This window comes from Klebsiella terrigena (assembly GCF_006539725.1).
Classification (GTDB): Bacteria; Pseudomonadota; Gammaproteobacteria; order Enterobacterales; family Enterobacteriaceae; genus Klebsiella; species Klebsiella terrigena.
The window spans coordinates 54,131-66,918 of record NZ_BJNO01000009.1 but is presented as its reverse complement, the minus strand read 5'-3'; the positions used below and the strand labels follow the sequence as shown (position 1 = coordinate 66,918).

The window sequence follows — 12,788 nt, the reverse complement described above, 5'->3', positions numbered from 1 at the left end:
TAACCTACCGTTTTCGCCCGCCGAGTAAACTACCCAGCATCCCTCTTACTATCTGATTCGTCACCTGACGCACCGCGCTTTTGGCCGCCGTTTGCACAATACCGTCGTGCTTGCCGCCGCGCGGGCCGGTGGTGCCAAACAGAATATCCTTCAGGCCGCCGAGCAGGCCGTCGTCGGCGCTGCTCTGCTGGCCTTTGGCCGGCGGCGCATCCTGCTGTTCGGTGGTGGCCTGCACCCCTTTTTGCAGCATTTCAAACGCCGACTCGCGATCGATCTCTTCCTCGTATTTTCCGTACAGCGCGGAGTGGTTAATCAGCCCGTTACGCTCGTCGTCCGTCACCGGCCCCATCCGCGAGCAGGGGGCGATAACCATCACCCGCTCTACCACCGACGGGCTGCCTTTTTCGTCGAGGAAGGAAACCAGCGCCTCGCCGGTACCCAGCTCCTGAATAGCCTGTTCGGTACTGAACGCCGGATTGGCGCGCATGGTTTGCGCCGCCGTTTTTACCGCCTTCTGATCCTTCGGCGTGAAGGCGCGCAGGGCGTGCTGCACCCGGTTGCCCAGCTGGCCGAGCACCGCGTCGGGGATATCCGCCGGGTTTTGCGAAACGAAGTAAACCCCCACCGCCTTGGAGCGAATAAGGCGGATAACCTGTTCAATTTTATCGAGTAAAACCTGTGGCGCATCGTTAAAAAGCAGGTGCGCCTCGTCGAAGAAAAAGACCAGCTTCGGTTTGTCCAGATCGCCGGCTTCCGGCAGGCGCTCGTAGAGCTCCGAGAGCATCCACAGCAGGCTGGCCGCGTACAGCTTCGGCATCTGATACAGCTTTTCGGCGCTGAGGATATTAATCACCCCTTTGCCGCTGGCATCAACGCGCATCCAGTCCGCGATATCCAGCATCGGCTCGCCGAAGAAGTGCTCCGCCCCCTGCTGCTCAAGCGTCAGCAGGCCGCGCTGGATAGCTCCCACCGAGGCGCTGCTGATGTTGCCGTACTGGTTCTGGAAGCTTTTCGCGTTATCGCCGATGTACTGGGTAATGGCGCGCAGATCTTTAAAGTCGAGCAGCAGCAGGCCGCGGTCGTCGGCGATGCGGAAAATGATATTCAGCACCCCGGACTGGACCTCGTTGAGGTTCAGCAGGCGCGCCAGCAGCAGCGGGCCGAGGTCGGAAACCGTGGCGCGAAGCGGGTGGCCTTTCTCGCCGAAAATATCCCACACTACCACCGGGTTAGCGTGCGGTTGCCAGTCGGTGACGCCGATTTTTTCCAGCCGCGCCTGCAGCTTTTCGCTGCTCTGGCCCGCCTCGGCGATACCGGTGAGGTCACCCTTCACGTCAGCCATAAAAACCGGCACGCCGATTTCGGAAAAGGACTCCGCCAGCTTCTGCAGCGTGACGGTTTTACCGGTCCCGGTAGCCCCGGTGATCAGGCCGTGACGGTTGGCCATTCCGGGGAGTAGATGCAGCTGTTTTTCCAGCGTACGCGCAATCAGCAGGGGTGAGCTCATGGTCGATTCCTCCATTTATCCTGCGTCGATTATAGGCAACCTGGCCGCAAAAAGACGCAGGGAATCGCCACTTTAGGGCAGAGTCGGCGTTTATTTTCTTCAGGCGCAGTGCTGCTGGATCAGCGCGATGCTCTGCTCTACCTCACGACGGATATCGTCTTCACGCCAGTTTGCCAGCTCCGGCGCAAACGGCTCGAAGGCGTAAACGCCCTGATAACCGCGCGCCTCGAGGTTTTTGACCTGCTCGCAGGTTTGCAGCCTGTCGCGCGGCGTCAGCATGATGCGCTCATCGTCGGTGAGCTCCTCGCGCGGGCGGGTATCCTCGACGCCGGAGAGATGGACCAGGCCGATAGCGTCGATCTCCAGCTGGCTAAACGCCTCATCCGCCTGCGGGTAGAGATGGTGGTGGAAGGTATCGATCAGCAGCTTAAACGGCACGCGGGCATCGTGAATAAGCGTTTGCGCCTGCGCCGCCGAGCGCAGCGAGCTTTGCGGAAAGCCCAGCGGCTCAACCAGCCCGTGGATGCCGTAAAAAGAGAACAGCGGCGCCAGCTCGCGAAGCGCGCTCAGCGTCTCGTCGGTGGAGACCGCGCTGCCGTCGTTGAGCGGGCAGAGCACCAGCGACTTCGCGCCAACGGCCTGCGCCTCCTTCAGCAGGGATTCGGTCAGGCTGCGCACCTCCGGCGTACGGCAGTTGAAGGGATAAACCGCATTGATGGTCAGAATCTCAATATGGTAGCGCTCGGCCAGTTCGCGCACCTGGCGGGCGCTGAGATCGTCGGTCACCTTTCCGCCAGGGAGATCGTTGCGCAGCTCGACCTTGTTCAGCCCGAGGCTGTTCACCAGGCGAAAGAAGGACTCGATATTCAGCGAAGGGGCGATCTTGCGATTAATGCAGAAGCGGTGCAGGGCAATGGTCATTTTACTCTCCGGGAACAGGATGAAGTGGCATCGTTCGATTACCCTCTAGTCAAAACGTTTATTCCAAAATAGGCAATGAGTGAAATGGTGATTGTTTGAGCCGCCTCGCAAAATAGCGTGCGCAAAAGGGACGATGCGCGTCGGGCCGAAGCGCCGCAGCGTCTGTTTCCGTGCGATCGCGCTTTCTTGCAGGAACAGAAGCGTTATTGCTTAAAATTGCGACCATCATCACCAAATTAGAATTTCATTTTATATCTGTGTTGAAATATAAATTTCATTTTACTACGGTTATAGCACAGCAAAATCGGAGATGGGCCGCAGCGTTGGCCTTCCACACCATGAGGCGAGAACATGACGATCACAGGAAACTTTATTGGCGGGCAGACCGTTACCAGCAGCAGCAATGAAACGATGCCGGTGTTTGACCCGGCGACGGGCAAAGTGGTGCGCGAAGTCACGCTCTCCACCGCCGAGGAGGTCTCTGACGCCATTCAGGTCGCTCGCGACGCGTTTGAAAGCTGGTCGCGTACTACGCCCCTGCGCCGCGCCCGGGTGCTGTTCAACTTTAAAATGCTGCTGGAACAACATGCCGAAGAGCTGGCGGGGATCATCGTTAGCGAGCACGGTAAGGTGTGGTCGGATGCGCTGGGCGAGCTGACACGCGGCCTGGAAGTGGTTGAGTTTGCCTGCGGGATCCCGCACCTGATTAAAGGTGAGTATTCATCCGACGTCGGTACCGGCGTCGACAGCTACTCCCTGATGCAGCCGCTGGGCGTGGTGGCGGGGATTACGCCGTTTAACTTCCCGGCAATGGTGCCGATGTGGATGTTCCCGCTGGCGCTGGCCTGCGGCAACAGCTTCATCCTCAAGCCGCCTGCGCTGGCCCCTACCGCGGCGGTACGTCTTGCGGAGCTGCTCAAAGAGGCGGGCCTGCCGGATGGCGTCTTTAACGTGATCCACTGCAGCAACGAAGATGCCGAGCAGCTCTACACCGACCCGCGCATTGCGGCGGTCAGCTTTGTCGGCTCCTCCGGCGTGGCGGAGTATATCTACAAAACCGCCAGCGCTCACGGGAAGCGCGTGCAGGCCTTCGGCGCAGCGAAAAACCATGCGATCGTGATGCCGGATGCGGACCTCGATGCCACGGTGAACGCGATTATGGGCGGCGCGTTTGGCTCGGCGGGAGAACGCTGCATGGCGCTGCCGGTGGTGGTTGCCGTCGGCGATGAAACCGCAGACAAGCTGATTGCCCGCCTCCAGCCGCTGGTGCAGGCGCTGAAGGTCGGCCCTGGCTGCATGCGCGGCAAAGAAGAGAACGAAATGGGCCCGGTAGTTTCCGACAGCCATCAGAAAAAAGTGCTGGGCTATATTGATAAGGGCGTCAGCGAAGGCGCAACGCTGGTAGTCGACGGCCGTAAGCCGCGGGTGCCGGGTTACGATGAAGGTTACTATGTTGGCGGGACGCTGTTTGATAACGTGACGCCGGAGATGACCATCTGGCGGGAAGAGATTTTTGGGCCGGTGCTGGGGATTGTGCGCGTCGCCGACTATCACAGCGCGCTGGAACTGGTGAACAGCCACGAGTTTGGCAACGGCAGCGCCGTTTTCACCAGCAGCGGTCATACCGCGCGTGAATTCGTCCATGACGTGCAGGCCGGGATGGTCGGGGTCAACGTGCCGGTGCCGGTACCGATGGCGTTCCACAGCTTTGGCGGCTGGAAGCGCTCGGTCTTCGGCGCCCTGAACGTCCACGGGCCGGACGGCGTGCGTTTCTACACGCGCATGAAAACCGCCACCGTCCGCTGGCCGGAAGGGCAGCAAACCGTATCTGAATTCAGCATGCCGACGTTAGGCTAATCGGCGAAGGAGAGCGCCATGTCGTTACTGGCTAAATCGCAAAAAGAGGGGCAGATCCAGCACATTACGCCGCAAAGCGCCGGCTGGCGCTATATCGGCTTTGACGTCTGGATGCTGAAAAAAGGGCAGAGCGTGACGCTGGAAAGCGGCGAACGCGAGCTGTGCCTGGTGCTGGTCGCCGGGCTGGCCTCGGTCAAAACGACGAAGGCCGATTTCCCGGACCTCGGGCAGCGGATGTCGCCGTTTGAGCGCACGCCGCCGTGGTCGGTCTACGTGCCGCCGCAGGATAAAGTCGAGGTTACCGCCGATTCCGATCTCGAGCTGGCGGTCTGCAGCGCGCCGGGTAAGGGGAGCTTCCCCGCGCGGGTGATTCGCCCGCAGGACGTTGGCGTTGAGCATCGCGGCAAAGGGCGCAATCAGCGCCAGGTGCACAATATTCTGCCGGACAGCGCGCAGGCTGACTGCCTGCTGGTGGTCGAGGTCTACACCGATGAGGGTGCCACCAGCTCGTGGCCGTCGCACAAGCACGATACCGCGCTGCCTGGCCGCGAGACCCAGCTGGAGGAGACCTACTATCACCGCTTCGACCCGCCGCAGGGCTTTGCCTTCCAGCGCGTCTATACCGATGACCGCAGCCTGGACGCCTGCATGGCGCCCTACAACCACGACGTGGTGATGGTGCCGCGCGGCTATCATCCGGTGGCGGCGATTGCCGGCTATGACAGCTACTATCTGAACGTGATGGCCGGGCCGGATCGCCGGTGGCTGTTTAGCTGGGAAGAAGATCACGCGTGGATCAATAGCCCCGACTATCCTCGCCACGACTGATACGCCGTGAACGCGACGCAGGGCCGGTTAGATTTGCTAACCGGCCTTTTTTATTGCCTGAGCGTTCCCGGCTGCGCGGCCCTGGTCGATAGCAGGTTGTCTGGACGGGCGGGGCGAATTTGCACAATGTCGCCTGACTGGACGGGATGACAAGGCGTGCGGCGCTAGCCCGGATAAGGCGTTGACGCCGCCGTCCGGGAGAAGAGAGTACGTCTGGTCGTGGTCGTGGTCGTGGCCGTGGTCGAGCGGACGGGCGGACGGGCGGACGCGCCGCCTCCGGGGAGGCGGTGCCTCAGGCCTGCTGCTGCTGGGCCTGCTGATCTTTGCTGCTGTTGAGGGCCAGCGAAACCGCCAGCGTCTGGGCGAGACACAGCGAAGCCACCTGCGAGCGGAACCCGTCAACCTGGGCCTCGCGCACCACGAAGCAGACGTCGCTGAAGGCCGCGAGCGGGCTGACCTGGCTGTCGGTAATAGCAATCTGCCGCGCTTTGCGCTGAGCGCCGAGCTCAACCAGCTCAACCACCTCGCGGGCGTAAGGCGAGAAGCTGACCGCTACCACCACGTCTTTCGGGCCGACCAGGCTCAGCTGCTCGGTAAACATGCCGCCGAGCCCGTCGATCAGGAAGGCCTTGCGGTCAAGATGGCGCAGGGCGTAGGTCAGATAGGAGGCGACGCTAAACGAGCGGCGCAGGCCGATAACGTAGATATTCTCCGCTTCCGCCAGCAGGGCTACCGCGCGCTCAAGATCGTCGCCCGAGGTCTGCATGGCAAGCTGCTGCAGCGCCTGGGTGTTGACCATGGTAAACATATTGAGAATTTCGGTCGGCGTTTCCGGCGGCGAGCTCTCATCGTTGGTGGTCTGACGGAACAGGCGCGCGCGCTCGGTATAGTTGGCGGTCTCTTCCATCAGATGCTGTCTGAACATCTGCTTCATTTCGTTAAAGCCGCTGAAGCCAAAAGCATTAGCGAAACGAATCAGGGTGGATGGCGGAACGTCGGCCTGCTGGGCGATAGAGGCGACGGTATCGAAAGCCACGCTATTGCTGTTATCCAGAATATAGCGCGCCACCTGTTTTAAGCGTTTGCTTAACGTATCGTAGCGACGCCTGATCTCATCCTGCAGGATGGTAAGTTGGGTTGGATTATTGGCCATAAATTGCGCTCTGATGAAATGAAAGAAATATAACTTCCAGTGTACCAAATGAAGCGAATTTTTCATTTTTTGCGATGAAATACGCGATTCATTTCACGAAGAAAGCGAAAAAAGCCCGCACCGGAGGGGGAAGGTGCGGGCTGAGCAGGATTAGCCGCGGGCTTCGCGCCAGTAGCCGATAAGCGCCAGGTAGTTGCGTTTCACCTCATCGATCAGCGCCTCATCGCTAAGCTCGCCCTGCATCCAGCGGCGCGAAGGCTGACCAAAAATGGTGCGGCCGACGGCAAAGCCTTTGATGATAGGGTGGTTCGCGGCTTCGGCGAATCCGGCGCGCAGGCGATCGGGCGGCGCGTCGAGGCCAAGGATCAGGATCCCGCGGCACAGGCTATCTTCGCGTTCGATCAGCGCGGCGATCTTCTCCCAGTTTGCGCTGGAGAGCGGCGGCAGCTTCCACCAGTCGGGCTGGATACCGAGCCGGTAAAAATGTTCCAGCATGGCGTAATAGTGGCGCTCGTCCTTATCCGGGCCGCTCTCCGGCAGGATAACTTCCAGCAGCAGCTCGTGCCCGGACTTATTGCAGGCCTGCCAGACCTCCAGCAGCAGCGCATCCTGCTCGGCGCGCAGCGCCACCGGGTCGGCCGGATGATAGAAGACCAGGCACTTAACCACCTGTTCCAGCGGCCAGTCGATCAGCTGAGAGCCGATATTGCCGTGCTCAAGACGCAGCGGGCGAGAGCCCGGCAGCTCGATTGGCCGCCCGATCCACCAGCCTTTGCCGGTAATGGCGTTCAGCGCGCGCTGGCCGTAGGTGCCATCGGCGAGAATACCGCTGCGCCGATCGAGCCCGGCCTCCTGCGCTGCCGCTTCGGCGGCGGCCAGCAGCAGCAGCTTGAGCTGCGGGATGCAGGCCGTATCGCGACCGGTTTCCTGCACCAGATCCGCCAGCTGCTTGCGGTGGTCAAAGGCGAAGATGCACAGCTCAGGCCACTGCTGGCGGCGGCTGGTCACCCGATGGAGATGGTTCAGACGGGCGTCGAGATCCGGGCGCGGGACCGATTCCGCGCGCAGCAGATAGTCATCGAGCTCCACTTTCGTCGGCATCGCCGGCGCGCAGCCGTGGCGAGAGACCACCAGCGCCCCGCAGGCGTTAGCGTAGCGGCAGGCCTGCTCCCAGCCCTCGTCGTTCAGCCAGCCGCGCAGCAGGCCAGACATAAAGGCATCGCCGGCGCCCAGCACGTTGAGCACCTCCACCCGCACGCCCTGCTGCAGTGGCACGCTGTCCCAGCTGTCGGGGATCTCGCCTTCCAGCACCACGCAGCCCATCGGACCGCGCTTGCACACCAGGGTGGCTTTGGTGGCGTGGCGGACGTTTTTCAGCGCCGTCAGCGTATCGGTGCTGCCGCCGGCAATATGAAACTCTTCTTCTGTACCGACCACTAAATCGAACAGATGTAGCACTTCCTGCAGCTGACGGGTGACGGAACCGGAAGCAATGAAACGCGTTTCACCATCGCCGGGCGAGGTTAATCCCCAAAGAACCGGGCGATAGTCGATATCCAGCGCCGTCCGCAGGCCGTGGTGGCGGGCGTACTCCAGCGCTTTCAGCACCGCTGCGCGGGTGTTGGCATGCGAAAGGTGCGTGCCGGTGATCGCCAGCGCCCGGGAGGAGGCGATGTACTCTTCCTTAATATCTTCCGGCGTCAGCGCCATATCGGCGCAGTTGTCGCGGTAAAAAATAAGCGGGAAGGTTTCCTGATCTTTAATCCCCAGCATCACCAGTGCGGTAAGGCGCTGCTGGTCGGTTATCAGGTATTCGGTATCAACCCCGGCACGGCTTAGCGTTTCACGTAAAAAGCGGCCATTGTGCTCATCACCCACGCGGGCAAGCATCGCCGATTTTAACCCCTGAATGGCGGTGCCAAAGGCCACGTTGCCCGAGGAGCCGCCCAGATATTTAGAGAAACTGGCGACATCTTCCAGCCTTGCGCCAATCTGCTGGGCATAGAGGTCGACAGCCACCCGGCCAATACAGATGACGTCGAGCCGCTTTACTGCTGCATTCATAGCTACGGTTTCCTTTTGCATGTCTGCTGTACGGAAGGGTCGATATCGACGAGGTCTCCACAAACAGCCTGAGAGTGAACGATTCCCCTTAGTTTGAGAAATAAATATTTCATTTGCAAATTGGATCGAAATTAAAAAACCAAAAGTGTGAGGGATCTACCACTCTGCGGCGCCGGGCACCATTATACAAAGGTTTGCTGGCGCCGGCTGCTCTTGCGTGAAAAAGGGTGAGTAATAAACATCTTTATACCTGATTTTTAAAAGGATATTGGTATGTGGCGTGACGCAGAATGGGAGGCGGGTTGCGCGCCGATGTCGATGAAACGAGTGAAATGCGCCGAGAGTTTGATCCTTCTCGCAAAATGAAATGTTTTTTCTGTATTTATGTTTAATGAAAAAAATGTTTGCCTATAATCCAACAGTATTCCAGTGGCCGTTAACGATTTGTCTGGACCTCTTCCGGTATCGCCGCAGGGGCAAAAGCGCTAACCCACACACAAATACTGAACAATAAGGATTGTGCAACATGGGCAAACTGAGACTGACAATGGCGCAGGCGCTGGTGAAGTTCCTTGATAACCAGTATCTGGAAGTCGATGGCGAAGAGCATAAATTCGTCAAAGGTATTTTTGCCATCTTCGGCCACGGCAACGTGCTGGGGCTGGGCCAGGCGCTGGAGCAGGACAGCGGCGAAATGCGGGTATTCCAGGGGCGTAACGAGCAGGGGATGGCGCACGCGGCGACCGGCTTTGCCAGACAGTCTCTGCGCCGGCAGATCATCGCCTGCACCTCCTCCGTGGGGCCGGGCGCCGCCAACATGATTACCGCCGCGGCCACCGCGACCGCCAACCGTATTCCTCTTCTTCTGCTGCCCGGCGACGTGTTTGCGACCCGTCAGCCTGATCCCGTCCTGCAGCAGGTTGAACAGAGCTATGACCTGAGCATCAGCACCAACGACGCGTTTCGCGCGGTGAGCAAATACTGGGACCGCATTACGCGCCCGGAGCAGCTGATGAGCGCCTGCATTAACGCGATGCGCGTCCTGACCGACCCGGCTGAGACCGGCGCCGTGACCCTCTGTCTGCCGCAGGACGTTCAGGGCGAAGCCTGGGATTATCCGCTCTCTTTCTTTGCCCGACGCGTGCATCGGCTCGACCGTCGCCCGGCCAGCGCCGCGCAGCTGGCGGATGCGCTGGCGGCGATTAAGGCCAGCCGCAAGCCGCTGATTATCTGCGGCGGCGGGGTGAAGTACGCCGGTGCCGGCGAGGCGCTGTCCCGCTTTGCCGAACGCTACGGCATCCCCTTTGCGGAAACGCAGGCCGGGAAAGGCTCGGTGGTCTCCTCCCATCCGCTGAACGTTGGCGGGGTGGGCGAAACCGGCTGCCTGGCGGCCAACCTGCTGGCGAAAGAGGCCGATTTAGTGATCGGTATCGGCACCCGCTTCAGCGATTTCACCACCGCGTCAAAATGGCTTTTCCAGCATCCCGGCGTGCGCTTCCTTAACGTCAACGTCAGCAATTTTGACGCCTGGAAGCTCGACGGGATCCCGCTGCTGGCCGATGCCCGCGAAGCGCTCACCGCGCTGGACGACGCCCTGGCGGGCGAATCCTGGCAGGCAGAATGGGGAGCGCAGATCGACAGCGTCCAGAGCCGCCAGCTGAAAGAGACCCAGCGCGTCTATCAGGCGGTATGGCAGGACGAGTCCTTCGTCCCGGAAATTGACGATCGCCTGGATCGCGATGTGGTGTACCGCGAATTCCGCCAGATCACGGATTCAACCTTAACGCAGTGCAGCGTGCTCGGCGTGCTGAATGAAACGCTGGCCTCCGATGCGGTGATCGTGGCGGCGGCGGGCAGCCTGCCCGGCGATCTGCAGCGCGTCTGGCGCAACCGGGGGACCAACACCTATCACGTTGAGTACGGCTACTCCTGCATGGGCTATGAGGTGAATGCCGCGCTGGGCGTGAAGCTGGCGCAGCCGCAAAGCGAGGTCTATTCGCTGGTGGGCGACGGCTCATTCATGATGCTGCACTCCGAGCTGGTCACCTCTTTACAGGAGCGCGCGAAGATCAACATCGTGCTGCTCGATAACATGGCCAACGGCTGTATTAACAACCTGCAGATCGAGCACGGTATGGACAGCTTCGGCACTGAGTTCCGCTACCGCTCGGCGGAGAGCGGGCGGCTGCAGGGCGGCCTGGTGCCGGTCGATTTCGCGACCATCGCCGCGGGCTACGGCTGCAAAACCTGGCGCGTCACCACCCTTGATGAACTGCGCCATGCGCTGGACGCCGCGCGTCGTGAAACGGTCAGCACGCTGATTGATATTAAAGTGCTGCCGAAAACCATGGTGCATAAGTACGGCAGCTGGTGGAACGTCGGCGTGGCCCAGACGGCGCTGTCCGAGCGGATCCGCAAAGTCGCAGAGCAGATTAATGAAAAACGCGCTGAGGCGCGGGATTACTAAAACAGAACACCCACCCTGAACCCTACAGAACCGCGGGAGAACACTATTATGTCACTCAGATTAGGCGTTATTGGCGCAGGCGCCATTGGTAAAGAGCATATCCGTCGCTGCACTCAGGTATTACAGGGGGCCACGGTGGTGGCCGTTTCGGACATCAATGCCGACAACGCGCGGGCGGCGGTTGCGCTGCCCGGCGTTCACGCCGAAGTCTACGCCGACGGTCACGACGTGATTAACGCCAGCGACGTTGACGCTATTCTGGTGACCTCATGGGACCCGACCCACGAAGAGTACACCCTCGCGGCGATTGCCGCCGGCAAGCCGGTATTCTGCGAAAAGCCGCTGGCGATGAGCGCCGAAGGCTGCCGCCGCATTGTCGATGCCGAAATAAAAGCCGGCCGCAGGCTGGTGCAGGTCGGCTTTATGCGTCCGTACGATGAAGGCTACCTGGCGCTGAAAAAAGTGATTGATGACGGCGATATCGGCGCGCCGCTGATGCTGAAGTGCGCGCACCGCAACCAGAGCGTCGGCGAGAACTACACCACCGATATGGCGATCACCAACACCCTGATCCACGAGCTGGACGTGCTGCGCTGGCTGCTGAACGACGACTATCGCTCGGTGCAGGTTCGCTTCCCGCGCGCCACTTCCCACACCCACGCCCGGCTGAGAGATCCGCAGATCGTCTCGTTTGAAACCAAAAAAGGCGCCCTGATCGACGTCGAAGTTTTCGTCAACTGCCAGTACGGCTACGACATTCAGTGCGAAGTGGTGGGTGAAACCGGGATTGCGCGCCTGCCGGAACCCTCGGCGGTGCAGATGCGCAAAGCGGCCAATCTGTCGACGCCGATCCTCACCGACTGGAAAGATCGCTTTATCAAAGCCTACGACGTCGAGCTGCAGGCCTTTATCAACGACGTGCGGGCCGGCAGGCTGCAGGGCCCGTCGGCGTGGGATGGCTATGCCGCCTCTGTCGCCGCCGACGCCTGCCTGCAGGCGCAGGAAAGCACCGGACCAGTCGCGGTCGCGCTGCCGGAGTGCCCGGCTTTCTATCAGCGCTAAGCGCGGCTGCGTCTGTGCAACCTCTGCAAACAGGACTCGATGATGAAAATTGCCTTTGATGTGGATGTGATTAAAGACCTCGGGATTAGCGGGATGGTGCATCAGGTCGCGGAGTGGGGCTACCGCTATATTGAGCAGTCGCCGCATCCGCAGATTAACCCGTTTTATAAGCACCCGCGCGCCGGTCGCGAAGTGATTGCCGAGTACAAGCAGGCGCTGCGCGACACCGGCGTTGAGCTCTCTTCATTCATCTGCGTCTATCGCTGGTCGGGTCCGGATGAAGCGCGTCGCCAGGCGGCGGTGAAAAACTGGAAGCGGCTGATCGAAGTCGCGGTGGAGATGGGCGTCCAGGTGATCAACACCGAGTTCTCGGGCGATCCTAACCAGCCGGAAATTTGCGAAGAGATGTTCTATCGCTCAATGGAGGAGCTGCTGCCGATCTTTGAGCGCGAAGGTATTCGCGTTGAGATCCAGGCCCATCCGTGGGACTTCTGCGAAGAGAACAACGAAACCGTCGATATCGTGAAGTCGTTCCGCAGTGAAAACGTGAAGTACGTGTACAGCGTGCCGCACACCTTCTTCTATGACAAAGGGATAGGCGATGTGGAGAAGATGCTGCGCTACGCCGGCGACGATCTCTCCCACGTGCTGATCGCCGATACCCGCAACCATACCAGGCACTGCCGTTACATCGTTAACCCGCCGGGCGTTGATGCCGCCGTGCACCAGCACGTGGGCGTCGGCGAAGGGGACGTAGATTTCAACGCGCTGTTCCGCACGCTGCGCGAGATGAAATTTGCCGAACGGACGTTCAAAGTCGGCGGCGAGCCGATTGTGGCCGCCTCCCTGTTCGGCTACCCGGAGAAGATGAAGTACCAGGCAGTGGAAACCCGTGAACTCATCGAACGTGAATTGCTGCGTCGTTAAGA

General features: G+C 60.4%; 9 protein-coding genes. 5 read left to right on the top strand and 4 right to left on the bottom strand.

What is annotated here, in order from left to right:
* Window positions 1-4 precede the first annotated feature (4 nt).
* Both RTE01_RS12355 and RTE01_RS12350 read right to left on the bottom strand, forming a co-directional pair.
* Window positions 5-1,507, bottom strand: a complete 1,503-nt coding sequence (locus RTE01_RS12355; RefSeq protein ID WP_134525163.1) for a helicase HerA-like C-terminal domain-containing protein — start codon at window positions 1,505-1,507, stop codon at window positions 5-7.
* 99 nt (window positions 1,508-1,606) lie between these two features.
* A complete protein-coding gene (locus RTE01_RS12350) occupies window positions 1,607-2,428 on the bottom strand; it encodes a TIM barrel protein (protein ID WP_134525164.1) in 822 nt (273 codons plus the stop codon).
* A gap of 351 nt (window positions 2,429-2,779) precedes the next feature.
* Here RTE01_RS12350 and RTE01_RS12345 point away from each other — a divergent pair, with 351 nt between their 5' ends.
* Both RTE01_RS12345 and iolB read left to right on the top strand, forming a co-directional pair.
* Window positions 2,780-4,285 (top strand): CoA-acylating methylmalonate-semialdehyde dehydrogenase, encoded by a 1,506-nt coding sequence (locus RTE01_RS12345; RefSeq protein ID WP_041143798.1) that lies wholly within the window; start codon window positions 2,780-2,782, stop codon window positions 4,283-4,285.
* 18 nt (window positions 4,286-4,303) lie between these two features.
* A complete protein-coding gene (gene iolB, locus RTE01_RS12340) occupies window positions 4,304-5,113 on the top strand; it encodes a 5-deoxy-glucuronate isomerase (protein WP_041143799.1) in 810 nt (269 codons plus the stop codon).
* Window positions 5,114-5,405: 292 nt separating this feature from the next.
* On the opposite strand, the gene RTE01_RS12335 is transcribed toward iolB, so the two are convergent.
* Both RTE01_RS12335 and RTE01_RS12330 read right to left on the bottom strand, forming a co-directional pair.
* Window positions 5,406-6,266, bottom strand: a complete 861-nt coding sequence (locus RTE01_RS12335) for a MurR/RpiR family transcriptional regulator (protein ID WP_115193705.1) — start codon at window positions 6,264-6,266, stop codon at window positions 5,406-5,408.
* Between the two features lie 150 nt (window positions 6,267-6,416).
* Window positions 6,417-8,330, bottom strand: a complete 1,914-nt coding sequence (locus RTE01_RS12330; protein WP_134525165.1) for a bifunctional 5-dehydro-2-deoxygluconokinase/5-dehydro-2-deoxyphosphogluconate aldolase — start codon at window positions 8,328-8,330, stop codon at window positions 6,417-6,419.
* Between the two features lie 526 nt (window positions 8,331-8,856).
* Between RTE01_RS12330 and iolD the strand changes: the two genes are divergently transcribed.
* Genes iolD through RTE01_RS12315 form a run of 3 tightly spaced genes read left to right on the top strand, consistent with a single transcriptional unit; the run spans window position 8,857 to window position 12,786 of the window.
* A complete protein-coding gene (gene iolD / locus RTE01_RS12325; RefSeq protein WP_134525166.1) occupies window positions 8,857-10,797 on the top strand; it encodes a 3D-(3,5/4)-trihydroxycyclohexane-1,2-dione acylhydrolase (decyclizing) in 1,941 nt (646 codons plus the stop codon).
* A gap of 48 nt (window positions 10,798-10,845) precedes the next feature.
* On the top strand, window positions 10,846-11,859 hold the full coding sequence (locus RTE01_RS12320) for a Gfo/Idh/MocA family protein (RefSeq protein ID WP_076946977.1): 1,014 nt from the start codon (window positions 10,846-10,848) through the stop codon (window positions 11,857-11,859).
* A 42-nt stretch (window positions 11,860-11,901) separates the two neighbouring features.
* Window positions 11,902-12,786 (top strand): sugar phosphate isomerase/epimerase family protein, encoded by an 885-nt coding sequence (locus tag RTE01_RS12315; RefSeq protein ID WP_115193703.1) that lies wholly within the window; start codon window positions 11,902-11,904, stop codon window positions 12,784-12,786.
* Window positions 12,787-12,788 lie beyond the last annotated feature (2 nt).